Consider the following 25431-nt stretch of genomic DNA (forward strand, 5'->3'; position numbering starts at 1 on the left):
CTGCTATAATATTTGCCTGCCCGGATAAGGGGCCTGAACATGATAAATGGAGAGCTTGGAATATGAAAATTGTGATCGTAGGCGCTGGCCGCGTGGGCTATGCCATTGCGGAGCAGCTCCTGACAGAAGGGCATGACATCACCGTCGTCGAGAGTGACCCGGAGCGCGCTGCCTATATCTCTTCCACGCTGGATGTGATCGTGGTCGAGGGCCGCGCGAATGTGGATCAGCTGCGCATTGCCAACGTTGCGGACGCCGACCTGCTCATCGCCGCGACGACCTCGGACGAGACGAACCTCATCAGCTGCATGGTCGGGCGCAAGCTCGGCGCTACGCATACGATCGCGCGCGTGCGCGACGAGGAGTATTATCAGGACGTGGCGCTGCTGCAGGACGAGCTGGGGCTGAGTCTGTCCATCAACCCCGAGCGCACCTCCGCCAAGGAGATCTCGCGCACGCTGCGTTTCCCGGCCGCCACGAAGGTCGAGCCGTTTGCCAACGGCCTTGTGGAGCTCGTGGAGTTCAAGCTGCGCGAGGGCAGCAAGCTCGACGGCCTGCGCCTGAACGATTTCCGCGGCCGCTACAGCGACGGCATCCTCATCTGCGCCGTGGAGCGCGAGGGCAGCGTTACGATCCCGAACGGCGACTTTGTGCTCGCCGCCGGCGACTATGTCACCGTGGTCGGCGCGCCGCACGAGCTGCATGAGCTGTTTCGCAAGATCGGCGAGTTCCGCCACGAGGCCGAGAGCGTCATCATCATCGGCGGCGGCCGCATTGCCGAGCGGCTGGCGCTGGAGCTGGCGCGTATGCACATCCACTCGACGATCATCGAGCGCGACCCGGCCCGCTGCCGCGTCATGAAAACGCTCCTGCCGGAGGCGACCATCATCTGCGCCGACGGCACAAAGCCGGACGTTCTGCGCGAGGAGGGCCTGCCGGAGGCGGACGCGCTCGTCACGCTCACGGAGTCGGACGAGACGAACCTCATCATCTCCTCCTTTGCCTATCACGAGCAGGTGCCGAAGATCGTCACAAAGGTGGATGAGGATAACTTCATCGAACTCGCGGAATCGTATGGCCTGACGACGATCATTCAGCCGGCGGACGTGACGGTCGGCCGCATCGTGGAGTACGTCCGCTGGATGCAGAACTCCGCGCACAGCAGCGGCGTGGAGACGCTGCGCATGGTGGCCGACGGGCAGGCTGAGGCGCTGGAATTCATCGTGCGCGCCGAGAGCCAGTTTCTCGATGTGCCGCTCAAGGCGCTCAAGCTCAAGGACTCCGTGCTCGTCGCCTCGATCATCCGCCGCGGCAAGTGCCGCGTCCCGTCCGGCAACGACGCCATCGAGCTCGGCGACCGCGTGGTCGTCGTCACTACCAACCATGGTATGCATGAGCTGAAGGACATTCTGAAATAATTGCGGAAAGAACAGCCGCCGCTCCCTGATGGGGAGCGGCGGCTTTGTCGTATCGTGTTTTATTCCGGGCGGCGGAAGATGACGACCTGCGCCGGTGTGTCCGGCGTGAGCGTCATACGGTTGGTGTCGTAGCGCTGGACATTTGCGCCGTTGCCCTCGAAGATGCCGGTGAAGTCCTCCGGCGCGCGCATGCGGTGATTGCTGTGGCCGGGCGCCTGAAAGTGCATCGGGATGATGACGCGCGGCTGCAGCTGCTCGCAGAGGTAGTAGGCGGTGTCCGGCTCGATCGTGTAGATGCCGCCGACGGGGATCATCATCGCGTCGAGCCACTGCAGCTGCTGCATCTGCTCGGGCGTGGGCTTCGCGCCCAGATCGCCCAGATGCGCCACGCGCATACCCTCGGCGGCGAAGATGCGCACGGTGTTCATGCCGCGCAGACGGCCGCGCATGATATCGTGGTACGTCTCCAGCTCCGTGACGGCAAACGGGTTCGCCTTGCCGGTGTTGCGCAGCGTGACGCCCTCGCGGAAGTTGTGGTCGCGGTCCTCGTGGCTGAAATAGACGGCGTCCGCCGTCAGCCGCACGTGGGGATAGGCCGTGCCGACGCTGGTGTCCTGAAACGGGTCGATGACGGCGCTGTAGCCGCCGGAGACCAGCTCAAAGCAGGAGTGGCCATGCCAGATGATGTCCATAAGATGCACCTCGATCATCGAATTTTTTCTTTATTTTACTTCCGCACCCTGTGGTTGTCAATCTCCGCGTTGGAAGATGCGGGCCTTGTTTCCCGGGGGAAAATGTGTTAAAATCAAACGCTATGAATACTACCATGACTTTTGAACAACGCTATGTGCAGGCGCGCAGACGCTTCATCGAGGCGGACTTCGCAAACCTGAACGATATGCAGAGAAAAGCGGTCCTGGCCACGGAAGGCCCACTGCTGCTGCTGGCCGGCGCCGGCAGCGGTAAAACTACGGTGCTCATCCACCGGATCGCAAATCTCATCCAGTACGGCCGCGGGTCGGACACAGACGAGGTGCCGGACACGGCGACAGAGGCGGACCTCGCGCTGCTCGAGCGCACGGATCTGACGCCGGACGAGCGCCGGCGCGCGCAGCGGGCGGCGGCGCTCGAGCCGGTCGAGCCGTGGCGCATCATCGCCATCACGTTCACGAACAAGGCGGCCGACGAGCTCAAGGACCGCATCGAGCGCATGCTCGGCCCCGAGGCCGCGGCGGACATCTGGGCCTCGACGTTCCACTCCGCGTGCGTGCGCATCCTGCGGCGGGACGCCGACAAGCTCGGCTATCCCAACAGCTTCACGATCTATGACACGTCGGACAGTCAGGCGGTCGTCAAGCGCATTCTCAAGGAGATGAATCTCGACGAGAAGGCGTTTCCGTACCGCGCCGTGCTCACGGAGATCAGCCGCGCCAAGGATTCCGGCATCACGCCTGAGCAGTATCTGGCGCGCGCGCAGGCGACGCACAACCCGCGCAGCATCCGCATCGGCGAGGTGTACCAGACCTACTGGCAGCGCCTGTTTTCCGCCGGGGCGATGGATTTTGACGACCTGATCTACAACACCGTCCGCCTGCTCGACGAGCACGAGGACGTGCGCGAGCACTGGCAGCGCCGCTTCCGCTACGTGCTCATCGACGAGTATCAGGACACGAATAACCTTCAGTACCAGCTCGCGGCCCTGCTGGCCGACGGCTGGGGCAATATCTGTGTCGTCGGCGACGATGACCAGAGCATTTATAAGTTCCGCGGCGCGACGATCGAGAACATTCTCAACTTTGAAAAGCAGTACAAGAATGCCCGCACCATCCGCCTCGAGCAGAACTACCGCAGCACCGGCCGCATCCTCGACGCTGCCAACCACGTTATCGCCAACAACACCGGCCGCAAGGGCAAAACGCTCTGGACGAAGGCCGAAGCCGGTGACCCGCTCACGCTCTACTGCGCCACAAATGAGAACGACGAGGCGCGCTATGTCGCCACGAAGATCATGGACGACTTTGGCCACGGCATGAACTTCCGCGATCACGCCGTGCTCTACCGCATGAACGCGCAGAGCAACCAGCTCGAATATGCCTTCAAGCGCAACGGCATCCCGTACCGCATCATCGGCGGCACGCGCTTTTTCGACCGCGCGGAGGTCAAGGACATGCTGGCCTACCTGTGCGTCATCCAGACGCCGGGCGACGACCTGCGTCTGACGCGCATCATCAACACCCCGGCCCGCGGCATCGGCGCGCGCACGGTCGAAACGGCCGCGCAGCTCGCACATGAGCAGCAGACGAGCCTCTTTGAAGTCATCCGCCACGCGGACGCCTATCCCGAGCTGCAGCGCAGCCAGATGCGCCTGCGCCAGTTTGCCATCCTGATCGAGGAGCTGCAGGCCGCGGCCAAAACCATGCCGCCGGACGAACTCTACGACCTCGTCGTGGAGCGCAGCGGCTATGTCCGCGCGCTCGAGGAAAAGAACACGGCCGAGGACGCCGCCCGCATCGAGAACGTGCAGGAGCTCAAGTCGAACATCATTGCCTTCGCCAAGGAGGCCGATAACCCCACGCTCGCGGGCTTCCTCGACGAGGTCGCGCTCTATACCGACCTCGATAACTACGACCAGTCCATGGACTGCGTCACGCTCATGACCATGCACGCGGCCAAGGGCCTGGAGTTTCCGACGGTGTTCATCGTCGGCTGCGAGGAGGGCATTTTCCCCGGCCTGCGCTGCATCGGCGAGCCGGATGAAATGGAGGAGGAGCGCCGCCTGTGCTACGTCGCGCTCACCCGCGCGCGCGAGCACCTCATCCTCACGTGCGCCCGCCAGCGCATGCTCTTCGGCCGCACGACGGCCAATCGCGTCTCCCGTTTCGTTGAGGAGATCCCGGAGGAAGATATTCAGAAGCTCAACGTCCCGCGCGGCTACGGTTATTCCGAGCCCAGCCGCGACCAGCAGCAGTACCCGCCGCGCCAGAGCGCGCCGCGTGCCTATACGGTCTCCGCGCCGGAACCGCGGCGCAAGCCGCCCGTGCGGCCCGCGCCGCCCGCGGCAAAGCCGGCGGGCAAAGCTGCCCCGGCCTTCGCCGTCGGCGACCGGGTCACGCACCGCGCGTTCGGCTCCGGCGTCGTCTCGAAGATCCAGCCTATGGGCGGCGATGCGCTGCTCGAGGTGGAATTTGAGACCGCCGGCACCAAGCGCCTCATGATGCGCGCGGCCGGACAATTCATGAAAAAGGAACCCTGATCTCTATGCCTGACCCCGGCGCAAGCCATGCTTATACCCGTCTCGGCCGCTTCGCCCTGATCGTGACGACGCTCCTCTGGGGCAGCTCGTTCACGATCATGAAGGACGCACTTGCCACCGTCCCCGCGCTGTGGCTGCTGGCCATCCGCTTTTCCGGTGCGGCCATGCTCATGGCGCTCATCGGTATCCGGAGCCTGCGCCGGCTCGACCGCGGCTATCTCACCGGTGGGGCGTGCATGGGCGTGTGCCTGTACCTGGCCTACACCCTTCAGACGTATGGCCTCGTGCACACCACGCCGGGGAAAAACGCCTTTCTCACGGCGACGTACTGCGTGTTCGTGCCGTTTTTCTGGTGGCTGATCCATAAGCGGCGGCCGGACCGGTACAACCTCGCGGCGGTGCTTTTGTGCCTGGGCGGCATGGGGCTCGTGTCCCTGCAGAGCGACCTGCGCATCGGCCGCGGCGAGGGGCTGACGATCCTCAGCGGCGTGTTTTACGCGCTGCACATCATCGCCACCGCCAGTGCGGCCAGAGGGCGCAGCCCGGTGCTGCTCTCGTTCGTGCAGTTTGCTGTGGCAGCCGTGCTCAGCTGGGTCACGGCGCCGTTCGCCGCGCCTGCGCCGGAGGAGATCCCGGCGGATGTGTGGCTGCGTCTTGGCTACCTGTGCGTCATGTGCACCGGCCTGTGCTTTCTGCTCCAGACATTCGGGCAGAAGTACACCCCGCCCACGACGGCGGCGCTGCTGCTTACGCTCGAGAGCGTGTTCGGCACGCTGTTTTCCGTTGCGTTCTATCACGAGCATCTGGAGCCGCGCGTGATCGTTGGCTTCGCGCTGATCCTCGTTGCCATCCTCATCTCGGAGACGAAGCTGAAGTTTCTGCGCCGCAGGATGGCATAAAAAATCCGCTGGTTGATCCCAGCGGATTTTTTCAGCCCAGAAGCGCCTGCAGCTGCGCGATGTCGGCGGCGAACTGCTGCGCGCCGGCGCGCTCGAGCACGTCCCGGTCACGAAAGCCCCACAGCACGCTGATGCACGGCAGATCTGCTGCGCGCGCCGTGGCAATATCGACCTCGGAATCGCCGACAAAGACCGTCTTGTCAGGGTCGGCGCCGAGCTGTTCCATGGCGGCCAGCAGCATGTCCGGCGCCGGCTTGCGCCGGATGGCTGCCGTCTCGCCGACAGCGATCTGGACTGCGTCGGCGAAGAAATCCGCACGCAGTGCGCGCACGGCCTCGTCCGGCTTGTTGGACACGATGGCGAGCTTGCGCCCCTGCGTGTGCAGCGTGCGCAGCAGCGCGGCGACGCCGGGGTAGGGGGCGGTCTCAATGCGGCAGTGGGCGGCATAGTCGGCGTTGTATTCCGCCAGCAGCGTCTCGAACAGCGCGCTGTCCGTGCCCGACGGAACGGACAGCTCCATCAGCCGCCGCGCCCCGTTGCCGAGCGCGGTGCGCATCTGCTGCCGCGTGCGCTCCGGCAGACCGTGGCGGGTGAGCGTGCGGTTCATGGCGGCGGTCAGGTCGCCGAGCGTGTCGAGCAGCGTGCCGTCGAGGTCAAAAAGTACGGATGTGTAGTGCATAGACGTATCTCCTTTGTTCTGGCACACTTATAACGCATTTTGCGCGCGGTGTCAACCAAAAAACAAGTTGACATCCGCTGCCGAATATGCTACTATAATGCAGCGCGCTGGCCGCGCGTCCATATGGAAAGTGGAATTCGGCTTGGAGAAGTACCCAAGTGGCCGAAGGGGCTCCCCTGCTAAGGGAGTAGGCTGTGATAAGCGGCGCGAGGGTTCAAATCCCTCCTTCTCCGCCAAAAGAAAGAACCGTTGAAGAATCAAGAAATCTTGGTTTTTCAACGGTTTTTCTTTGCTTTTTGCTTCGGAATGTTTCGGAACATTTCGGGAGGTTTCAGAGGGCCTACGACACAGAAACTACACAGTGAAAAGGCTATTTTTTGCGCAGCTTCTCGTTGATCTGCTGCGCGACTTCGGTGCGATGTGTATCGCGGATATGTGTGTAAATGTCCTGTGTCATGGCGGCGGTGGAGTGGCCGAGAAGATCCTGCGCATCTTTTACGGGCACATCGCACTCAAAAAGCATCGTTGCATAGCTGTGCCGGAGCTGGTGGGCCGTGCATTGGATGCCGGTGGCCGCGACGAACTGTGACCAATGATGCTGATACTGCATCTCAGAGAGCGGCGTCTGGCCGCCGTCGTCAGAAAACAGATAGAGGGACTTCTTGCGGGAGCGCGGAAGTTTCGGCAGGAGCGGGTCGAGGATCGGCACGGTGCGAATACCGGCGGCTGTCTTTGGCTGTTTGATGTACGGCTTGTTATTGACAACGTAGACGCTTTTCGAGACGTGGATAACATTCGCGGCACGGTCGATGTCGCCATACGTGAGCGCCAGCGCCTCGCCCTTGCGGAGACCAGTGTAGAGGATCAGGTAAGGCAGGAGCCACACATCCGCCGCAGCCTTAACTTTTTGCTCGTCTTCTGGGCTGGCGGCCTCTCGCCGCTTTTTTGGAAGCGCCTTCGGGACGGTGACGTTGGTGCAGGGGTTATACTCAATCTCGCCGTTTTCGGCGGCGTAGCGAAAAATCAGGGATGTGACGAGGAGCTGGTTCGTGACGGTCTTCTGCGCGCGGCTGGCCATGCCGCCCGGGTGCGCAAACTCCGTGATGAAGCGCTTGATCTCCGGCGCTTTGATATTCCGGATGGGCGTGTCGCCGAAGCGGTCAACGGCGCGCCTCGCTGCGGGCCGGTAGCCCTTGAGCGTGTTCGCCGTGAGCGTGGGGAAGTGTTCGGCCTCCCATTCCTCTTCGACCTCGCGGAAGAGACGGCCACGCGCGATCTCGCCCTGGTAGGCGATCATCTTCTGCTCGACCTCATGCGGCGTGCGGCCGCGGAAGGCTTTGCGCTTGCCGTTGACGACGCGGATGGCCTCATACAGGCCGTCCGGCCGCTGATAATATTTCTTTTTTGCCATGGGCATCTCCCTTTCTTGAAAAGAGGAATGAACGGCCGCTACGGTGCTGCAGCACCGTGGCGGCTTTTTTGTTTTTGGCTCGGCATCATTTTCGTGAGGCCGCGAAATTGTGTTGGCATCAAACCATGTTGCCAACGTTGGCAATATGCAAAAGTGGTTTTGAGATATGGCTGGATGCGGTGCACTATCATGAAAACAGATTTATTACAATCCAGAACAGCAGCGGAGCCGCGAAAGAGGCAACATAAAGAAGCCAGCGGGGAAGAATGGAGACATCCGCCATTGTGGAGAGCCACGTAATCAGAAACAGCATGCCGACGAGGCAGGCAAAGGCGATGGCAGCGCAGGAGAGGACAAGCCACAGAACGGGCATAACGCTGTAAACAGCGACACCAACGCAGGCAGAGCCGGAGAGCGCCATGCACCAGAGGCAGGAACGCAGGGATTTGATGGTGCTGAGATCTTCCTCGTGCGTAAATTTTCCGAGATGATAAACGTCCTCGGCTTCAGCGATCCGTTCGCGGTAGGCGCGGCGCTCGGCCGGTGACATACGGCGCTGGATGCGGCGGCGTGTTTCTTTATCATCGTATTCGACGAGCAGCTGACGAGCGGTATCAAAATCCATGGAGACACCTCACGAGCCGAGATCGAGCAGCGGGGCCGGGATTGGGTGACGCTTGCAGTACCCTTCAAAGCCAGCCGAATAATCATAAGGCATGATGTAGGTGCCGCCGTGCTCTGCGTAGTACCCGAGAGCGGCTGACCGGTAGCGCGCGACCTCGTCGTCAGCGTTGGAAAATTCGCTGCGCGCGAACTCGATCGTGTCGTTTGCGACGGCGAGACGCTCCTGCTCGCGGTGCAGGCGCGCGGACTGGAAAACCAGCAGGCCGGCAAGCACGACACACAGGACAAACAGGACGCCGATGGTGACGGAGCTCCATGGAAAGGGCCTGCGGCAAACTTCGGGGGAAGAGGCGCGTGATTCGCGCATGATGATCTGGCTCCTTTCTTTCGCCCGCGGGACACGGGCGTTTCATATTTTGGCCGCGATGTGGCAAGCTATTCTCGCGGCCGGCTGGGTGCAGTATACCATATAAAAGTGCGAAAGTCCAGAAAAAGGAGGAAACGGACTGATTTCGGGCCAAAAAGCACACAGAGCCGACACTTTATGATATGGTGATAGCACGAAATGGGAAACAAAGTGAAAGAATACAGAGAATACCTCGGCATGAGCCAGCGGTGGCTGGCGAGAAAGGTGGGATGCGGGAAGACAACGATCAGCGAGGTGGAGCGCGGGCGGCTGCCGAACGTGGTGACGGCGATCAAGATCGCCCGGGCGCTCGAAACGACTGTGGAGAAGCTATGGGAGGATGAACTATGACAGACGAGGAATGGAGGGCGTACTTACGGCGCGAGATCGAGCGGCTGCTGGATATCGCCGACAGCCGGTCGATGGAGCTGACGCTGGAATTTTTGCGCGCAGCGTGAATAAGCAAAGAATAAGCAAAGAAAGAGGAGCAGGAAATCAATCCTGCTCCTCTTTCGTGTTTTCCGCGGTGATCTGCCGGGCAAAGTCCTCGATGTCGGCCCAGCGCTCTTCCGGAAGACGGGCCAGCGCCAGAAGGAAACGGCGACGGAAGGTATCTTCCTCGCCGCGCATGACCTCGCCGACGAAGCGCATGACCTCCTTATCGCGCGAGATTTGGACGAACATCTCGCCCTCGCCGGTGCGCAGCCAGTGTTCGTTGACGTTGAATGTCCTGCAGATCGAATTTATTACAACGTCGGATATGTTGCGTCCTATTTCGTAGTTTGCAATCGCTCCACGCTTAATACCGATTCTGTCAGCAAATTCTTGCTGTGTTAGTCCAAGCGATTGCCGCAGCACTTTGATTCTATCTCCCATTGGAATCACCTCCTTGCCGCAATAGTAGCAATCAAGACGCAAATTGTCAATAGGAAATGCAAAATAAACACAAAAAGTGCTTGACAAATGTGTTTGCATTGCTTACAATGGCAATACAAACACATAGATGTGCAAAGGAGGTGACGAAAATGCTGACACGAAACGAACAGAGGACGCTGGAGCGGCTCGGCCGCATGATGCAGAACATGAACGACATGCAGAAGGCACAGCTGTGCGCCTTCACGGAGGGACTGGCGATGGCGCTGGAGCACAGCAAGCGCGCGTCGTAAGGCGCGCGCGGTGTGCGAGCCGGAACGCAGCCGGCCGTGAAGGGAGGAAAATGCGATGAGGTACACCGTGACGATCCGCAGCAGGGAAACGGGCGAGGTGCTGGGAACGGAGAAGTTTCAGCAGGAGCATAGGGCAAAGCACCGGTGCGAGGAGCTGAACCGATGGTTCAAGAACTATGAGGCGACATGGGAGGCGCGATGATGGAAGAAAGAACGTGCTGGCTGTGCGGCAGGAACGGCGCGGACGATCCGCTGGATGTGCACCACATCTTCGGCGGGGCGAACCGGAAGCTCTCCGACAAGTTCGGGCTGACGGTGTATCTGTGCCACGAGCGGTGCCACATCTTCGGGCCGGAGGCGGCGCACCGGAGCGGCGAGACCGCCGAGCGGCTGCACCGCTACGGCCAGGAGAAGGCCATGCGGGAGCAGGGATGGAACCGGGAGCAGTTCCGCATGGTATTTGGCAAGAACTATCTGGACGAGGAGCCGGAGAGGGCGGCGCCGGCGCCGTTTACCTTCCGCGAGACGGAGCTGGTGGTGGACTTTGCCGGGTGAGGACCTGAGCTGCGGCGCGGAGTCTTTTCCGCGCCGGAACTGAGGGGCGCGACGGGTGGGCGACCCTCACATATCCTTTCTGTGGCCGCGGCGGCCTTTTGGACATCTTTCACCGCCGCGGCATTTTCAGGCGAAACGAAGGAGGAGATGCCTGTGCCAAAGGAAAAAGAAGGGTTCCGTGAGCAACTGGAGCGGCTGTGCGAGCTGTTTCCCGAAAGGGAGACGATCTCCATGCCGGAGGCGTGCAAGGTCGTGGGCCTGTGCCGCGACACGCTGCTGCAGGACAAGACATTCCCGGCGAAGAAGCCGGGGAACCGAAGAAACGGGAAAATCGTAGTGCCGCTGGTCGCGCTGGCCAGATGGATGGTATGAAAGGAGAAAAAACAACATGAAAAAAGCAACAGGGATCGTGCGCCGGGTGGACGAGCTGGGCAGGATCGTGCTGCCGATCGAGCTGCGGCGCGTGCTGGGCATCCAGGAGAAGGACAAGCTGGAGATCTACACGGAGGGCGACACGATCATCCTGCACAAGTATGCGCCGGGGTGCGTGTTCTGCGGGGACGCGGACGCGAAGGAGGTGCGCGGAGTGCGCATCTGCGAGCGGTGCGCGGGAGAAGCGATCCGCGCGTTCGGGGGTGAATGGTGATGAAGGTGTTCGGCGACCCGAAGGCGAAGGCGAAGGTACGCAGGTACATCGTATGGGGCGTTGAGGACGGCATTGTCTGCGCGAGCTTCCTTGCGGGCGGCTGCCTGGTGGGGTGGCTGTTCCATGTGATTTTCTCCGCGTTGGGGGTGGCATGATGCAGGGTGCGGAAGCAATCAGCAAGGCGCGGGAGATGCTGGGACGGCCGCGCTCGAGCGCGGACTTTTCGCCGGCGGCGCGGTACACGGTGAGCAAGCTGTGCGACTACGCCGAGCAGGAGCATGAGCTGCGCGAGAAGGCGGAGGAACGCTACTGCCAGGAGCAGAAGAAGGCACTGCAGTTTTCCGGCACGGTGGCAAAGCAGGAGCGCACGATCGACGACCTGCGGCAGCAGCTGAGCTTCCTGCAGGAGACACTGCGGGACGCGGGGCTGTGAGGAGGCTCGGGCGGATGTATCTGGAGCGGTGCCCGTGCTGCGGGGCGAGAGCGCGGATGCACAGGACCGGCGACGCCGAACACGCGGCGTACTGGGTGCAGTGCGAGAACGCGGAATGCAGACTGATGAGCGGATACAGCGCGAGCGCGGGGATCGCCGAGGTGCGGTGGAACCGCCGAGAGCTGTGAGCGGAGAAGGTGTTGGGGACATGGCAATCAAAAACTACACGACAAAAGTGGATGCATATACGTCCATCGGAGAAATCCAAGGCGCGCTTGCGCGCCACGGCGCCACCAAGATCATGATTGACTACGATAATGGCAAGCCGCAGGCAATCGCGTTTGGGATCGACACGCCGGCGGGGCCGCGCGGCTTCCGCCTGCCGGCGGCCGTGGATGGGACGCTGCGGGTGTTTGCGGAGCAGAAGATCAAGGCCGACCGCGGGCAGGCGGAAATGACCGCGTGGCGGAACGTGCGCGACTGGGTGCTGGCGCAAATGGCGCTGGTCGAATCCTGTGATGTGCCGATGCAGCAGATCTTCTTGCCGTATATGGCAGATGATCGCGGCCGGACGGTGTACGAGCTGTATGCCGCCGGGCAGCTCGCGCTCGGCGCGGGGAATGACTGACACGAGAAAAAGACAAGAGGAGATGTGCCTATGAACGAATTTTATGAGAAAGCCATCGAGCGGCTGCGCGATGACAAGGGACTGAGCGGGAACAAGGAACGCGCCATGGCGCCGGCTGTGCGCGAGGCGCTGGAGAAGTTCTGCGCGGATGACGGTGAGTTTGCGCAGGCCGTGGCGCAGGGCGGGAGCTTCCCGGAGTGCATGAAGGCCGTGGCCAAAGGCGTGGGCGGGAGCATATCGGACATCGAGGCATACCGCCGGGCGGTGCAGTTCTACTTCCCGGGCGCGGAGATCGAGGTGCAGATGCGCGTGCGGCTGTGCAGCGACGACGCGAAGCCGGAGGGGTTGCTGCTGAAGCTGGACGACTTCTTCGGGGTGTGAGCCATGCGGTACTTAAAGTGCAACCTGCAGCCGGAGCGGCACGAGGAGGTCCTGGGGAAGTTCTGGGACTATCCGACGCAGGAGGAAGAGGACGCAGTGCACGATCTGTTCACGCCGCACGTGTTTTTCGAGACATACGGAAAGCGGCGCGAGGTGTGGGCGACGTGCTGCCGCCAGCATGGGATCATCGGCAAGCACGGGCCGAAGCACGGCAGCGAGGCCAGCTGCCCGTTTTGCGGGCAAACGGCCGTGTGGAGCGCGATCGGCAAGTACAGCGAGCGGATGACGTCCCTGCGGGAAGAGACGCACGTGGCATTCTTGCGCAGGGACGGCGATGCGCTGCTGATCGAGGCGATGCAGATCGAGATCAGCTACACAAAGGACCTGATCTATGGGGGCATCTACTACGACATGAGCTGCTGGGGGCAGAAAGCCTACTACCTCGCGCCGGGGACGGTGCAGATGTGGGAGTGGACGCGGGAATGGAGCTGCGGAGAGCTGACGCGGCCGTACTGGAAGGCGAAGGCGACAGTGTCAGAGCCGTTTCAGCCGAACATGATGGGCTGGGCGTGCTATCAGGGCGACTATACCGTGATCGGCACGGACGCGCTGAGCGAGACGAAAGCGTGGCGCTATTGCCAGATTGAGGACTGGATGTGCTATGAACTTGCGGAGGGCTGGGACGAGCCGGTGAAGTGGGTTGTGACGTATCTCGCGGCCTACGCGATGTGGCCACAGATCGAAATGGCCGTGAAGATCGGCCTCGGGGACGCGGTGACACAGCTTGTGGTGAGCGGCGTGAAAAACGCGCGGATCCTGAACTGGAGTGCGCGAAATCCGGCAGACTTTATGCGAATGAGCAAGCAGGAGACGCGCACATGGCTGCAGTCTGGCGGAGACTTTGAGGCGCTGAAAAGCTGGCGGGAGACTGCGCCGGAGCTGACACCGGATGTGTACATCCATCTCTGCCAGCGGCTCGGCGGGGGATGGATGGTGGAAGCGTGCAAGGAGTGCGCGGAGACGGCCGGTGTGAAGCTGGAAAAGGCGGCACGATATGCCGAGAGCAGGATAGGCGTGCATCTGTGGGTGGACTATCTGCGCATGGCGCGCGAGCTGGGCTATGACCTGACGGAGGCGACGGTGGCCATGCCGAAGGACCTGCGGGAGCGGCACGACGCGGCGGCTGAGCTGCTGGAGATCCGGAAGGACCAAGCCGCCGCTGCGGCCTATGCGAAGCGGTACAAGAAGCTGTGCCGGAAGTATGAATTTGCTCTGAGCGGCTTGCGCATCGTGGTGCCGAAGAGCGGCAGCGAGATCGTGCGCGAGGGCAAGACGCTGCACCACTGTGTGGGCGGCTATGCCGCGCGGCATATTGAGGGGAAGACAACCATCCTGTTTTTGCGGCACGAGAAGCGGCCGGAGCGCCCATGGATGACCATCGAGCTGACGGGGAAGGACACGATCCGCCAGATCCACGGATACAAGAACGAGAGCTATAACCATGCGCAGGATCCGGAAGAGCGGTACGCATGGTTTCTGGATGCATGGCTCGGCTGGGTGCACGCAGGCAGCCGCCGCGGCAAGCAGAAGCAGCCAATACTGGAAGCAAAGGAGAAAACGGCATGAATGAACTGACAAGGACGCCGGAGACCGTGGGCGCGGAGATCCGCGGCCTGACGGCGCAGGCAAAGCAGATGACGCTGTGGTTCGGCATCGAGATCGGCCGCCGCCTATGTGAGGTGAAGGAGATGATCGGCCACGGGGAGTGGCTGCCGTACCTGAAGGCGCAGACGGAGTTCAGCCAGAGCACGGCATCGCGCTTTATGACGCTGTACCGCGAATACGGGGCGCAGCAGCAGACCCTTTTTGGGGCGGAATCAAATTACCCAACGTTGAATAATTTGAGCATTTCCAATGCTTTGCGACTGCTCGCGCTGCCGGAAAACGAGCGGGAGAGCTTCGCCGAGGAGCACGATGTGGAGCACATGTCGGCGCGGGAGCTGGAAGAGCTGATCCAGGAGAAGAAGGCGGCCGAGGACGAGCGGGATCTGTACGAGCAGAAGCTGGCAGAACAGATGGGCGCGGCGGAGCGGCTGAAAAAGGACGCCGAGACGGCGGCGCAGGAGGCCGAGGCACGCTGCCGGGAGCTGGCGGAGACACAGGCGCAGATCCGGGCACTGCAGGAAAATATCCGCACGCTGGAGAGCCGGCCGGTTGAGGTGGCCGTGCAGGTGGACGAGGGCGCTGTGGCCAAGGCGCGCGAGGAAGAAAAGGCGGCTGCGCAGAAAGAGCTTGAGCGGCTGGAAAAGAAGCTGCAGAAGGCGGAAAAGGCGCGCGAGCAGGCGGAGGCCACGGCCAAGGCCGCCGAGGACAAGCTGGAGACCGCCGCGGCGGACGTAGCCAAGGAGCGCGACGGCCTGAAGCTGGAGCTGCAGGAGGCGCGCCGGAAGCTGGAGATGAGCGACGTGACGGTGGCGCAGTTCAAGATCGTGTTTGACACCGTGCAGGGGAATTTGAACGACATGCTGGCTCTGATCGCCAAGGCCAGCGGCGAGAACCAGACAAAGCTCCGAGCGGCTGCGGAGAAGCTGCTGGAGGCATTCGGGGAGAAGGTGAAGCGGAATGGGTGAGTACATAAACGAAACGGAAGTGCTGCAGAGAGCGCTGGACACCTACGGATCTTCCCTACAGATTGCGATGGTGTTTGAGGAAATGAGCGAGCTGCAAAAGGAGCTGTGCAAGTACCTGCGCGGACGGGGCTCGTTCGAGCATATTGCCGAGGAGATCGCCGACGTGGAGATCATGCTCGAGCAGATGAAAATGCTGTTTTGCTGCACGGATGATGTGCGCAATGAGCGCAGGCGCAAAGTGGTGCGGCTGAAGGGCAGGTTGGACGAGCACGGAGAAGCAGGCTGATACATCAGAGAAGCCGGCCCTCTTCCGGGTGCAGGGCACCCGGAACATCTCCTCTTTTTTTGATTCCGCAAGAGCGGGCCGGGCGGCGGAAAGGCACCGCCGCCTGTGCCCGGAAGAGAGCCGGAGGAAGGAGAACGATATGTGCAGGACGACGTGCATGGAAACGATCGCGCAGGCCGCGCGGGAGCGCCGGGAGGCGAGGCTGCGCGAAATGCTGAACACGAACTACGGGAACGAGCCGACCGTGGTGGTGCGGTACGGAAAATGATCCGCGAATACGGAAGGAAACGATGCAACGGATGCCGGCAGCTGAAAACGGTGCCGTGGCCGCGCGGATACCCTGCGGCGCGGTGCATGGCAGATGGACGGATGCGGGGCGCGGTGATCGGCCGGAGGCCGACGGACGACTGCCCGGTGTACCGGCCGGCATGGTGCCCGGGAAAGGAGGACGACGTTGAACGCAGAATTTGAGGCGTTTTTGAACAACGAAGTCGGAAAAATGTACGCAAACGACACGCAGAAGCTGATGCTCTACCGCGTGGACGCAGACGAAAGGGAGAGCTACGGCTACAAGGACATGGGCCAGATCGAGCGGCTGGGCGCGCTGCTGAGCATGCTGTGTAAGGAGATCATGGACATGGTGGCGGAATGGAAGGAGAACGACGGATGAAGCAGGAAATGCTGCTGTGTGTGCCGTGCGCAGAGCGGATGAAGCAGGAAGGCAAGCGGGTGGAGCACACCGGGAACGTGCGCGGGAAGCTGACGTGCGGCTGCTGCGAACGGCGGCGGTACGGCGGCGTGTATGTGGTGGAACTATGAGCACGTGCGAACAATGCTACCACGGGTCCGCCACGGGGCTGCGCGGAGTCGGGACGGTGTGCCTGTACATCCTGCACGAAAAGCGGCGCAGGCCATGTCCCGGAGGGGATGCATGCACGGAGTTTGTTACGCCGGAGGATTATGCGCGGAGAGGGAGCGAGGAGAAGCCGATGGGAAGAGAACAGAGACTATGGACAAAGAGAGAGGAAAAGCGCCTGATGCAGATGATCGAGGACGGGAAAACGTACAGGGAGATCGGCGAGGCGCTGGGCCGCACGAGAGCGAGCGCACAGCAACACGCGCACTACATGAGGAAGGAAGAAAACGATGATGCACTACAAGGGGCTGGCGAAGCTGGCGGCGAAGGAAGCAAAAAACAGGGCGCTGCTGATCTGCGAGACGGCGGGCATGCTGAGCCTGCTGGGCGAAAAGTGGGCGTACAGCGCGCAGGTGGAGAGCCTGCAGCAGTCGGACGGCCGGGAGCTGCTGGCGGAGATCGTGCGAATGGTCGGGCGAATCCCGACGGAGGAGGCCGTAACGGTGCGGGGGTCGACGGAGCAGCACACGATGCTGGACGTGACACTGGCACGCCTGAGCGAGGCAATGCAGGTGGACGGTGCGCGGGAGATCAAGGCGACGCCGCTGATGTATGGCAGCACAATGCTGTGGCAGACGCGCGACCGGCAGATCATCGGCCTGCCGGAGGATGCGCAGGCGGCTGTCACCATGACGCGGGAGGCAACGACGGATGCACTCGGCACGGTGATGCGCTTCGACACACCGGAGGAGACGTTCGCGGCGCAGACGCTGGAAAATGCGGCGGCCATGTGGCAGGCACTCGCGCTGACAAGCTGGGTGGCGTGGGACGACGACTGACCAAGATCTATATTGCCGGGAAGATCACCGGCGACGAGGGATACCGCGAGAAGTTCCGCCGGGCGGCGGAGACGGTAAGCGGAATGGGCTGCATCCCACTTAACCCGGCGGAGCAGCCGGAGGGGATGGCGGCACAGGACTACATGCGGATGTGCTTTGCGATGATCGACATCGCGGATGCGGTGCTGTTTTTGCCGGACTGGCGCGGCAGCCCGGGCGCGATGCTGGAAAAGGCGTATTGTGAGTACATCCAAAAACCGCACGTTTTCGCGGCAGGGGAGGCGGAAGCATGAATGTATGCGAATTTTGCGGGAGAGAGATTCCGCGCGGGCGGCTGTGCACAAAGCATTTGGCGATGCGCGTGCTGCTGCCAATAAGGTATTGGCAGATGGTGGCCAAGAGCGCAAATGAGGCAGCGATCCGCGAGCAAATGGACCTGGAATATGAGCAGCGGCGGAGCGCGGAAGCCAGCAAGGCACTGACAGCGGAACGCGCCGAAGCAGCAGAAGCGAAGGAGAACATGGAAAGTGCGATGCGCGCACTGGAACAGGTGCGTGCGGAACTGGAACAGGTGCGTGCGGAGCTGAAGGAGGAGCACATCCGGAGACTGGAGGAGCAGATGGAGGTGCGGAATCTGGAAAAGGTGCTGGCCGGCCGGCTGCTGGCCGAATGGAAGGAGCGAAAGGTGCCGCGCACGCCGCTGGGCCAGGATGCTGAGACATGCAAGCGCTGGATGTGCGACGGTGACTGCCCGGCATGGATGGCATGCTTAGGGAAGCTGGGGCCGCGCGAACAGATCCGCGAACTGATGGAGGCAATGGGATATGCCGGCGGGACCGTGTAAAGGGTGTGCCGAGCGGAGGCCGGGGTGCCACGCGGCGTGCGCGGCGTATCTGGAGGTACGGGCGGAATGTGACCGGCGGATCGCTGAGCGCGCCCGCGAGCAGAAGGTGACGGATGCAAGCCTGGCGCTGGCGGCGCGCAACAACCACAAATACGGGCGCGGATAACGCACGGATAGCAAAATGCCCCGGCAGTGGATCACTGCCGGGGCTGAAGAGCAAGTTATTTGCGCACGGGGTAGATGACGGTCTCGCCGTCCGGTGGCATATCGTCCGCGTGGATGTAAGTCGGCGCTGTCCACTTCAGGATCAGGCGGCGATCATCCTGCGGGCCTGCCCAATAGTGATGCCAATGACCGCGGCGGGCGTGCGGCCGCTTTTTTCCGCCGGGCGTGCTGCCGGTGGTGTCAGCCTCGTCTGCTTCCGCGCGCGCTCTTGCGCCGCGAATGGCCGCGCCCATGCGCACGCCGACATACTGCAGATCGACGGTGCTGGCCTTGCCGACGTCGTCGGGCTTGTGCGGGATCTTTTGCGTGTGCTTGTGATCCGGCGCAGCGGCGATGTCCGCGCCGTCGGAGATGATATACAGGATGATCTGGATGACGCCAAGGATAATGCGGCCAAGGGAAGCGACGTCCGAGACGGTGCTGATGTCGACGCCGACATTTTCGCGCGTGCGGTCCAGCGTGGCCCGCACACAGTCGCCGATCGTGCCGGACGGGTCCAGATGCAGCACCTGCGGGACAGTGCCCAGCATATCATCGTACAGCCACTGCACGCGCAGCTCCGTGGAGCCATGGTTGACATCGTAGTCGATCCACGCAAAAAAGCCGTCGACGCCGGGCAGCTCCGGGTGGTGAGCCTTGACATAGATGCAGGGGTACGGCAGGTGCAGCAGCAGGTCGACCGGCAGGACGTCGGTGTCCTCCATGTCCTCCGCCTGGGCAAAAAGCATCTCGGCCATGTCGTCATCTACGGCGTAGATGATGCGGCTGCGCCGCCACGCCCAGCAGGCCGTAAGCTCTGCGGACATGGCTGCGGCATCCAGTTCGCTCCGGCCACGGGCGTAGGTAAGGTAGGTGTAGGCGGCGTTGATCGGCAGCGGGCAGTAGTCCGGCCACGCAAAGCCGTCCTCGCCGTTGGCGGTCGCGCAGCTGTCAAGCTGGCGATAGGCATCCGGGCAGCTGCGCAGCCACTTGCGCAGCAGCGGCAGCGGGGTCTCTCGGTCTCTCATGCTAGCATCTCCCTCACAAACCGCACTGCTTTGCCAGCAGCAGGCGCACATACGGTGGGCACTCGCGGCTCCCGGAGATCCATCCCTGCAGCGTGCGCAGCGGGATTGCAAAACGCGCCGCAAAGTCCGTCTGCGACAGGCCGGCGTGCTGCACGATCTCGTTGACGGTCAGGTGCGCGTAGCTCCAGATGGGCCGCAGTTCTGCGGCCAAGGCCGGGAGCTCGTCCTCGCTGGCGCCAAAGATGTCTGACGTCGCAACGTCGGACACGAACGCATCCGGGTCATCGTAGGCAGCGGCCTCCTGCAGCGCTGCCGAAAACTGCTTATCCGTGAGATCGTAGTGCTCATCCAGATCGTCTGCGCTGGCATAGATCCAGGCGTGCGCGACGTCGGTTGCCGGGTATCCGTGCTTGGGGTCGTGGCGCAGCGTGATCGCCACATCTACGCCGCCCTTTCCGCCGAGGATGCCTGGCTTGTACTCGGCACGGTAGCCGACGATGGCGGTGTATGACCCACGGATACCGGCGCTCGAGACGAGGCGCTGGAGGCTCCCGTTGATCGCGTCTGTGAGTGTGGCGCCGCTGATCGTGTCCGGCCACTGGCTGCCGGACACGTACACTTCGTATTCTTTTGCAGTGATTCCTTTGCTTATCATTGCGTTTTGCCTCCTTTAGTAGCCTCACGCCAGGCTGCCAGAGCCTTGGCATAGTTTTTGAGTGCGTCGGCATCATCGTTGCTGATGCGGATCTCCGCATTGTCAACGTAGATGCGGTAGCCATAAGCCGCCGTACCGTAGACCTTGCCGTTCCACCGGCCGGCCGGGTAGCATACCGGCTTGACCGGCTCCGTGATGCCGGATGCCTCAGCGGCCGCGACGCGCTCGCGCTTTGCGGCGGCTTGTTTGGCAAGATACTCCGTGTCTACAATGCTATCGTCGATCACGGCGCCGAGCGCCTTCGCGCGCTCGATCTCGTCGTAGGCGTCCTCCTGCGGGACGACCTTGATCCATTTTTGCTCCCCGCGCTGGACGCTGTAGCCGTAGGTGATGTAGTCATCCGCAAATGACCAGCGGTACCCGAGCGCCTTAATGTCGTCCTTGCGCGGCATGGTGTCGCCGCCGAAAAACAGGACGACCGGCGTGTTGTCTTTGTACGGATAGCCGGTCATATGCAGCGTCAGGGGCAGCTCAGCCTCCGCTGCGGCGGCAGCCTCGCGCTCGGATGCCTTGCGCGCAGTGTAGCAAGCATCGCACTCATCAAAGTTTGCGGCTGCCCACGCCTCCCAGCCATCCGCCTCGCGGCGGTTGCGGCAGATGTTGGTGCGCGTAAACGTTGCGCCGCAGGTGGCGCAAGTACAGGTTGCAGTTGCTTTTGCCATGATGATTTATCTCCTTTCTTGTGCCGATCTTGTGCCGAATGTGTATCCGCACAAGATTACTCGTCGACCCAGCCCCAGAGGTCAAACCATGTGGTAGGGCAGCTCAGCTTGTACGTGACGCCGGAGCCGGTGGCGTTATACACCTCGTAGTTGGCCTCCATGTAGCACGGCGCGCAGCCGTTGGTGCGGCGAGAGATGTCCGCGAGATCATCGAGCTCCGAGATCGGCTGCTCGGCCTCGAGATACAGTGCGTGCGCCTCGCTTGTGATGGGATCGCGGAGGATCTCCATGTTGTGCTTTGCCTGCAGTGCTTTTGCCTCGTTGCGTGTCATAGTTTTCGTCCTTTCCGGCCTATCGGCCTGTCGTGTTTCCCCTTTTGATGATTTAAGTATACGCTCAATGAGCGCAAATGTCAAGCACTTTTACGCTCAAGCGGCGCAAAAGATGAACAAAAAATGAGATAGAAGTTGTGCAAGATTTCGGTTTGATTTCTGCGGCGCCGGACGCGCCGCGGAAATGAGAACGAAACAGCAAAAACACCTTAATTTTATACGCGCGTGCGTGCGTATCTTTCCGGGCCCTTTAACGGCTAACTTAACTGCGTGCCGCCGAAGAGCGTGAGGAGTTGAAAAACGTCAACCGTGTCGCGGACGCGTGCACGCGATAGCAAATGCGGCCGGGGAAAGCCGGCTGAAAAACGGAGGAAGAAAGGATGAGAAAGCTGGTGGAGTATCACATCGTGTCCGGTCGCTGTGTCGAGACGCGGCGATGCATCCTGGATGTGTCGTCACGGACGCGCATGGGCCGCAAGAGCAGATCCAAACGGATCGCCGGCAACAGCAGCGCGAGGAAGATCGCTGCGAACGAGAAAGAGGCAGTCCGCCGTCTGGCGAGGATCATCAACTGCAACTTTCGGGCGGGCGACCTGTGGCTGCAGCTCAAGTACAGCGACGAGCGGCTGCCGGAGGATATGGAGGCCGCAAAAAAAGAAGTAAGCAAATTTTTGCGCAATGTCGGCGGCCGATACCGCAAGGAGACGGGCAAAAGCCTGCGCTATGTGCTGACGACCAGCGACACCGATCCGCGCACAGGCAAAAAGGTGCGGCTGCACCACCACCTTGTGATGGACCGAGCTGCGTGGGAAGTGGTGACGCGGTACTGGCCGGAGGATCAGTGCGGCTACGTCCTGCTCGACGGCCGGGGAGACTACACCGGCATCGCGCGCTACATGGTATCCAACGCATGCAAGGACGCACACGCAAAAAAATGGAGCAGCTCGCGCGGATTGGAGAAGCCGATCTACACGGAGCCGGTGATCGTGCGCGACGTGGACGGCATCCAGGCGCCGGAAGGGGCGCTTGTAAAAGAAAAGACGATCATCGACGACGAGGAAACGGGGCTGCGGTACGGCTATGTCCGAGCTGTCATGCCGGATCGGCCGAGCGCGAAGCGAAAGAGGCTGCGGTTATGAAGCAGGAATTCAAGCGGCTGCGGAGCGTGAGCAAGAGCTACGACGAGCAGGGGGCAATCTTTTTCGCGTGCCGAAATTTCGCGCGCCAGCCGAAAAAGACACAGGACAAGATACGACGCTTGTGCGCGGCCGCGGGGCCGGAATACGCACAGGCGCTGTTGGCGTACCTGACGACGGACATCTCGTGGGAGCGGACATGCATGGATTACGGCCTGAGCCAGGAGACATTGACGAGACTGAGGAGGCGATTTTACGATGCGTGGTGACGAGCGGGACGTCTATGACCTGCCGCTGGCGGAGCTGGAGCGGATGCTGACCGAGCAGCAAAAACGCTTTGTGGCGGAGCTGGAGCGGGACGGGCGGCCGAAGGAGGCGGCGATTCGCGCCGGGTACTCGGCCAAGACAGCAGAGAGCCAGGCGAGCCGGATGCTCAAGCTGCCGAAGATCGCTGCATACCGCCGGGCGCGGGCCATCGACCTGTACAAGCGGCAGGGGATCACGCCGGAGTGGGTGGGCAACCAGCTGCTGGAGGTGTACAACCGGTGCATGGAGGCGGTGCCGCACCTGGAGTGGGACCGCGACGAGAAAGCATGGGTGCCGGACGGGACGTGGAATTTTGACGCGAAGGGCGCACTGAATGCGCTGGGCAAGATCGGCGAGAGCATGGGCATGTTCCGGCAGGCGCAGAAGCAGGAAGGCGAGACGAGAAAGAGCGTGGAAGAATTCCTGCAGAGCCTTCCGGATGACGGGAGGGAGTTTTGAGTGATCGATATCCGGAATCCAAAGCAATACTGCGAGCATTTTTTGAAGATCCGCGACAAGAAGGGGAACATTATCCCGCTGCGGCTGAAGCCGGCACAGGAGATGCTGTACCGGATCATCAAAGAAGAGCACGATGCCGGGAGGCCCGTGCGTCTCATCATCCTGAAGGGGCGGCAGCTGGGCACCAGCACGGAGGTGGAGGGACTGTTTTTCGCGGACGCTGCGACGCGCGCAAACGTCTTTACGCTGATCGTGGCGCACGTGGAGGACGCGACGACGAACCTGTTCAACATGAACAAACTCTTCTACGACAATCTGCCGCCGGAGATCAAACCGATGCTGAAGGCCAGCAACGCGCAGGAGCTGGTGTTTGAAAATCCGACGAAGGATCCCGTGGAGAAAAAACGCAATCCGGGGCTGCGCAGCCGCATCCGATGCGTGACGGCGGGGAGCCGCGGCGTGGGCCGATCGTTCACGCTGCGGAACGTGCACTGCTCGGAAAGTGCATTCTGGCCGAATATGACGGAAAACATGCTGGGCATCCTGCAGGCCGTGCCGGACGACAAGGACACGTGCGTGGTGATGGAGAGCACGGCGAACGGATACAACGAGTTCAAGACGTTTTGGGACGGCGCGGTGTCGGGCGAAAACGCATTCCGGCCGGTGTTTTTGGCGTGGTATCTCGACCCGGACTATCGGCGGCCGGTGCCGCCGGGAACGGAATGGGCAGAGGATGAGAAGCAGATGCGCGCAGACTATGGGCTGGACGACGAGCAGCTGCAATGGCGGCGCTGGTGCATCAAGGCAAACTGCGGAGGCGACGTGCAGAAATTCCGGCAGGAGTACCCGAGTAATCCGCAGGAGGCGTTTTTGTTCACGGGCCGGCCGTTTTTCGACAACGAAAGCCTGGAGCGGCTGCGGGAGCGGGCGCCGGAGCCGAAGCACATCGGCTATTTTACATACACCGAAGCGGCCGACGGGAAACCGGAGAACGTGGCGTGGCGCGAGGACAAGAACGGGTATGTGCGCATATGGCAGGAGCCGGAGGACGGCCACCCGTATGTGGCCGGATGCGACACGGCGGGGGACGGCAGCGACCGGTTCACGGCGTTCCTGATCGACAACGCGGGCGGATGGCAATGTGCAGAGCTGCAAAAGGATCTGAGCGAGCCGGCATACGCGCGGCAGCTATACTGCCTGGGGCGGTACTACAACGGCGCGCTGCTGGCGGTGGAAATCAACTTTTCGACATACGTCGAATTGAAGCTGGAAGAGTGGGCATATCCCAACCTGTACCGCAGGAAACGATTCGATAAAAAGGCGGCCAAGCTGATGGACGCAAACGGATGGCGGACGGACAAAAGCACGCGGCCGGTGGCGCTGGCCAACCTGTGGAGCGTGATGGACGAGGTGCCGGAGCTGGTGCGAAGCAAGTGGACGCTTGGCGAGATGATGGTATTCGCCCGCAACGAACACGACCGGCCGGAGGCGATGGCCGGAGAGCACGACGACCTGGTGATGGCGGCAGCGATCTGCCACATGGCGCGGGAGCAGGGGCGCCAGACGGTGGACGAGCGGCCGGAGGAAAAGCGCGAGAAGCTGATCGTGCAGCTGGAACACAGAAAACGGCGGAAGATGCTATGATAGCGAAAACAACCGCGAGCGGCTTGCAGAAAATGCGAGCCGCTGTTTTTATGCGTGTGCAAAAAGCTGACGAAATCCCGAGGGGGTGCGCGATGTACGATGGGGACAGGCTGGGGGAGACCTATGCCAAATTCGCGGCCGCGGCGGACACCGGCGAACGAAAGGATCACCATGGACAACGAAAACCCGATCACTGACGCAATCGACGAGACCGAAGTGCAGGACGGCGGGGAAGCCGGGAACGAAGACCGGCAGGAGCAGGCGGAGACGGAAGGCGGCGCGGCCGAAAGCGCGGAAGAACCCGGCGACGGCGACCGGGGCCGGAAGCAGACGCACGAGCTCAACGCGGCGGCGAAGGCCGCACGCAAGCAGGCGGAACGGGAAACCGAGGAACGGATGCGCAGGAAGTTCGACGAGGAAATCGCGGCGACGGGCATCCCGAACCCGTATACCGGGAAGCCGTTTGGCAGTTGGAAGGAATTCCAGGACTATTCCAAGCGTTTTCACGACGAGCAGATCCGGCAGCGGGCACAGGACGAGCAGCGCACCGAAGAGGATATCCGGCGGGAGGATGAGGACAAACGCCTCGCCGCGCAGAAGCGAGCGGAGCTGCAGGAGCAGGCCGACGCGAAGAAGCGGGAGGACGAACGGCGCGCGTTCATCATGGCGGACGCGAAGGCGTTCATGGAGAAATTCCCGAAGGTCGACCTGCAGAAACTGGACGAGAACAAAAAGTTCCGCCGGTTTTGCGGGAAACGCTACGGCGTGGAGCCGCTGGCCGACCTGTATCAGGACTATCTGGACCTCGTCGGCTCGGTGGCGGAGGAAACGGCCGCGAAAGCGAGCAGCCGCAATGCGCGCGGCGCCGGCAACGGCACGGGCTCGACCGGGGGCGGCCTGACCGCGGAGCAGCGCGAGACGCTCGAGGCGTGGAACCGCAACAATCCGGAGCTGAAAATGACGGAAAAAGAGTTCCTGGAACGCTGAAAGG

36 protein-coding genes and 1 tRNA gene are annotated in these 25431 nt (G+C 62.0%); 27 read left to right on the forward strand and 10 right to left on the reverse strand.

Annotation, left to right across the window (positions count from 1 at the left end):
- The first annotated feature begins 62 nt into the window (after positions 1-62).
- Positions 63-1418, forward strand: a complete 1356-nt coding sequence (gene trkA, locus OGM61_05950; protein UYI83412.1) for a Trk system potassium transporter TrkA — start codon at positions 63-65, stop codon at positions 1416-1418.
- Positions 1419-1477: 59 nt separating this feature from the next.
- Here the strand turns inward: trkA and OGM61_05955 are convergent, their stop codons facing one another.
- A complete protein-coding gene (locus tag OGM61_05955; protein UYI83413.1) occupies positions 1478-2110 on the reverse strand; it encodes an MBL fold metallo-hydrolase in 633 nt (210 codons plus the stop codon).
- Between the two features lie 122 nt (positions 2111-2232).
- Here OGM61_05955 and OGM61_05960 point away from each other — a divergent pair, with 122 nt between their 5' ends.
- Both OGM61_05960 and OGM61_05965 read left to right on the forward strand, forming a co-directional pair.
- Positions 2233-4671, forward strand: coding sequence for a UvrD-helicase domain-containing protein (locus OGM61_05960; protein UYI83414.1), 2439 nt, complete (start codon positions 2233-2235; stop codon positions 4669-4671).
- Between the two features lie 5 nt (positions 4672-4676).
- Entirely contained in the window at positions 4677-5570 is an 894-nt protein-coding gene (locus OGM61_05965) for a DMT family transporter (protein UYI83415.1), read from the forward strand.
- A gap of 31 nt (positions 5571-5601) precedes the next feature.
- Here the strand turns inward: OGM61_05965 and OGM61_05970 are convergent, their stop codons facing one another.
- Positions 5602-6249 (reverse strand): HAD-IA family hydrolase, encoded by a 648-nt coding sequence (locus tag OGM61_05970; protein ID UYI83416.1) that lies wholly within the window; start codon positions 6247-6249, stop codon positions 5602-5604.
- Positions 6250-6393: 144 nt separating this feature from the next.
- Here OGM61_05970 and OGM61_05975 point away from each other — a divergent pair.
- A tRNA-Ser gene (locus OGM61_05975) sits at positions 6394-6485 on the forward strand.
- Between the two features lie 134 nt (positions 6486-6619).
- On the opposite strand, the gene OGM61_05980 is transcribed toward OGM61_05975, so the two are convergent.
- The 3 genes from OGM61_05980 to OGM61_05990 form a co-directional block, all read right to left on the reverse strand.
- Complete coding sequence (locus OGM61_05980; GenBank protein UYI83417.1) at positions 6620-7660, reverse strand: site-specific integrase; 1041 nt, start codon at positions 7658-7660, stop codon at positions 6620-6622.
- Between the two features lie 187 nt (positions 7661-7847).
- Entirely contained in the window at positions 7848-8285 is a 438-nt protein-coding gene (locus OGM61_05985; protein ID UYI83418.1) for a hypothetical protein, read from the reverse strand.
- 9 nt (positions 8286-8294) lie between these two features.
- The gene (locus OGM61_05990) at positions 8295-8651 is read right to left on the reverse strand and encodes a hypothetical protein (GenBank protein UYI83419.1); all 357 of its coding nucleotides are present in this window, start codon (positions 8649-8651) and stop codon (positions 8295-8297) included.
- Positions 8652-8849: 198 nt separating this feature from the next.
- Between OGM61_05990 and OGM61_05995 the strand changes: the two genes are divergently transcribed.
- Positions 8850-9041 carry a helix-turn-helix domain-containing protein gene (locus OGM61_05995; protein ID UYI83420.1) on the forward strand — a complete coding sequence of 64 codons (192 nt, stop codon included), beginning with the start codon at positions 8850-8852 and terminating at the stop codon, positions 9039-9041.
- A gap of 144 nt (positions 9042-9185) precedes the next feature.
- On the opposite strand, the gene OGM61_06000 is transcribed toward OGM61_05995, so the two are convergent.
- Positions 9186-9566 carry a helix-turn-helix domain-containing protein gene (locus OGM61_06000; GenBank protein UYI83421.1) on the reverse strand — a complete coding sequence of 127 codons (381 nt, stop codon included), beginning with the start codon at positions 9564-9566 and terminating at the stop codon, positions 9186-9188.
- Between the two features lie 149 nt (positions 9567-9715).
- Between OGM61_06000 and OGM61_06005 the strand changes: the two genes are divergently transcribed.
- From OGM61_06005 to OGM61_06085, 17 genes are all read left to right on the forward strand, one after another.
- Positions 9716-9856 (forward strand): hypothetical protein, encoded by a 141-nt coding sequence (locus OGM61_06005; protein ID UYI83422.1) that lies wholly within the window; start codon positions 9716-9718, stop codon positions 9854-9856.
- A gap of 55 nt (positions 9857-9911) precedes the next feature.
- Positions 9912-10058 (forward strand): hypothetical protein, encoded by a 147-nt coding sequence (locus OGM61_06010; protein ID UYI83423.1) that lies wholly within the window; start codon positions 9912-9914, stop codon positions 10056-10058.
- Positions 10058-10411 (forward strand): hypothetical protein, encoded by a 354-nt coding sequence (locus tag OGM61_06015; GenBank protein UYI83424.1) that lies wholly within the window; start codon positions 10058-10060, stop codon positions 10409-10411. Before OGM61_06010 ends, OGM61_06015 begins: the two co-directional genes overlap by 1 nt.
- A 153-nt stretch (positions 10412-10564) precedes the next feature.
- Positions 10565-10783 carry a hypothetical protein gene (locus OGM61_06020; protein UYI83425.1) on the forward strand — a complete coding sequence of 73 codons (219 nt, stop codon included), beginning with the start codon at positions 10565-10567 and terminating at the stop codon, positions 10781-10783.
- A 16-nt stretch (positions 10784-10799) separates the two neighbouring features.
- The gene (locus OGM61_06025; protein ID UYI83426.1) at positions 10800-11057 is read left to right on the forward strand and encodes an AbrB/MazE/SpoVT family DNA-binding domain-containing protein; all 258 of its coding nucleotides are present in this window, start codon (positions 10800-10802) and stop codon (positions 11055-11057) included.
- Complete coding sequence (locus OGM61_06030; GenBank protein UYI83427.1) at positions 11057-11212, forward strand: hypothetical protein; 156 nt, start codon at positions 11057-11059, stop codon at positions 11210-11212. The genes OGM61_06025 and OGM61_06030 overlap by 1 nt, the downstream gene beginning before the upstream one ends.
- Positions 11209-11490 (forward strand): hypothetical protein, encoded by a 282-nt coding sequence (locus OGM61_06035; protein ID UYI83428.1) that lies wholly within the window; start codon positions 11209-11211, stop codon positions 11488-11490. The genes OGM61_06030 and OGM61_06035 overlap by 4 nt, the downstream gene beginning before the upstream one ends.
- Positions 11491-11698: 208 nt before the next feature.
- Positions 11699-12118 carry a hypothetical protein gene (locus OGM61_06040; GenBank protein UYI83429.1) on the forward strand — a complete coding sequence of 140 codons (420 nt, stop codon included), beginning with the start codon at positions 11699-11701 and terminating at the stop codon, positions 12116-12118.
- Between the two features lie 30 nt (positions 12119-12148).
- Entirely contained in the window at positions 12149-12499 is a 351-nt protein-coding gene (locus OGM61_06045) for a hypothetical protein (GenBank protein UYI83430.1), read from the forward strand.
- A 3-nt stretch (positions 12500-12502) separates the two neighbouring features.
- Complete coding sequence (locus OGM61_06050; GenBank protein ID UYI83431.1) at positions 12503-14125, forward strand: PcfJ domain-containing protein; 1623 nt, start codon at positions 12503-12505, stop codon at positions 14123-14125.
- Complete coding sequence (locus OGM61_06055; GenBank protein ID UYI83432.1) at positions 14122-15129, forward strand: DUF3102 domain-containing protein; 1008 nt, start codon at positions 14122-14124, stop codon at positions 15127-15129. Before OGM61_06050 ends, OGM61_06055 begins: the two co-directional genes overlap by 4 nt.
- A complete protein-coding gene (locus tag OGM61_06060; GenBank protein ID UYI83433.1) occupies positions 15122-15415 on the forward strand; it encodes a hypothetical protein in 294 nt (97 codons plus the stop codon). Before OGM61_06055 ends, OGM61_06060 begins: the two co-directional genes overlap by 8 nt.
- Before the next feature lie 454 nt (positions 15416-15869).
- On the forward strand, positions 15870-16085 hold the full coding sequence (locus OGM61_06065) for a hypothetical protein (protein ID UYI83434.1): 216 nt from the start codon (positions 15870-15872) through the stop codon (positions 16083-16085).
- Positions 16082-16234: a hypothetical protein gene (locus OGM61_06070; protein UYI83435.1), complete on the forward strand. Its 153-nt coding sequence runs from the start codon at positions 16082-16084 to the stop codon at positions 16232-16234. Before OGM61_06065 ends, OGM61_06070 begins: the two co-directional genes overlap by 4 nt.
- Before the next feature lie 327 nt (positions 16235-16561).
- Positions 16562-17110 (forward strand): hypothetical protein, encoded by a 549-nt coding sequence (locus OGM61_06075; GenBank protein UYI83436.1) that lies wholly within the window; start codon positions 16562-16564, stop codon positions 17108-17110.
- The gene (locus OGM61_06080; GenBank protein UYI83437.1) at positions 17095-17403 is read left to right on the forward strand and encodes a DUF4406 domain-containing protein; all 309 of its coding nucleotides are present in this window, start codon (positions 17095-17097) and stop codon (positions 17401-17403) included. The genes OGM61_06075 and OGM61_06080 overlap by 16 nt, the downstream gene beginning before the upstream one ends.
- On the forward strand, positions 17400-17954 hold the full coding sequence (locus OGM61_06085; protein UYI83438.1) for a hypothetical protein: 555 nt from the start codon (positions 17400-17402) through the stop codon (positions 17952-17954). Before OGM61_06080 ends, OGM61_06085 begins: the two co-directional genes overlap by 4 nt.
- A 221-nt stretch (positions 17955-18175) precedes the next feature.
- Here the strand turns inward: OGM61_06085 and OGM61_06090 are convergent, their stop codons facing one another.
- Genes OGM61_06090 through OGM61_06105 form a run of 4 tightly spaced genes read right to left on the reverse strand, consistent with a single transcriptional unit; the run spans position 18176 to position 20895 of the window.
- Positions 18176-19186 carry a hypothetical protein gene (locus tag OGM61_06090; protein UYI83439.1) on the reverse strand — a complete coding sequence of 337 codons (1011 nt, stop codon included), beginning with the start codon at positions 19184-19186 and terminating at the stop codon, positions 18176-18178.
- A gap of 13 nt (positions 19187-19199) precedes the next feature.
- Positions 19200-19841 (reverse strand): hypothetical protein, encoded by a 642-nt coding sequence (locus OGM61_06095; protein UYI83440.1) that lies wholly within the window; start codon positions 19839-19841, stop codon positions 19200-19202.
- Positions 19838-20563 (reverse strand): hypothetical protein, encoded by a 726-nt coding sequence (locus OGM61_06100; GenBank protein UYI83441.1) that lies wholly within the window; start codon positions 20561-20563, stop codon positions 19838-19840. Before OGM61_06100 ends, OGM61_06095 begins: the two co-directional genes overlap by 4 nt.
- 56 nt (positions 20564-20619) lie before the next feature.
- Complete coding sequence (locus OGM61_06105) at positions 20620-20895, reverse strand: hypothetical protein (protein ID UYI83442.1); 276 nt, start codon at positions 20893-20895, stop codon at positions 20620-20622.
- A 380-nt stretch (positions 20896-21275) separates the two neighbouring features.
- Between OGM61_06105 and OGM61_06110 the strand changes: the two genes are divergently transcribed.
- The 5 genes from OGM61_06110 (at position 21276) to OGM61_06130 (ending at position 25427) form a co-directional block, all read left to right on the forward strand.
- Positions 21276-22034 carry a hypothetical protein gene (locus OGM61_06110; GenBank protein ID UYI83443.1) on the forward strand — a complete coding sequence of 253 codons (759 nt, stop codon included), beginning with the start codon at positions 21276-21278 and terminating at the stop codon, positions 22032-22034.
- Positions 22031-22300: a hypothetical protein gene (locus OGM61_06115; protein ID UYI83444.1), complete on the forward strand. Its 270-nt coding sequence runs from the start codon at positions 22031-22033 to the stop codon at positions 22298-22300. The genes OGM61_06110 and OGM61_06115 overlap by 4 nt, the downstream gene beginning before the upstream one ends.
- A complete protein-coding gene (locus tag OGM61_06120; protein ID UYI83445.1) occupies positions 22290-22796 on the forward strand; it encodes a terminase small subunit in 507 nt (168 codons plus the stop codon). The genes OGM61_06115 and OGM61_06120 overlap by 11 nt, the downstream gene beginning before the upstream one ends.
- Positions 22797-24440, forward strand: coding sequence for a hypothetical protein (locus OGM61_06125; protein UYI83446.1), 1644 nt, complete (start codon positions 22797-22799; stop codon positions 24438-24440).
- 171 nt (positions 24441-24611) lie between these two features.
- Positions 24612-25427 (forward strand): hypothetical protein, encoded by an 816-nt coding sequence (locus OGM61_06130; GenBank protein UYI83447.1) that lies wholly within the window; start codon positions 24612-24614, stop codon positions 25425-25427.
- The last annotated feature ends 4 nt before the right edge of the window (positions 25428-25431 follow it).

The organism is Clostridiales bacterium (assembly GCA_025757645.1).
Taxonomy (GTDB): domain Bacteria; phylum Bacillota; class Clostridia; order Oscillospirales; family Oscillospiraceae; genus CAG-103.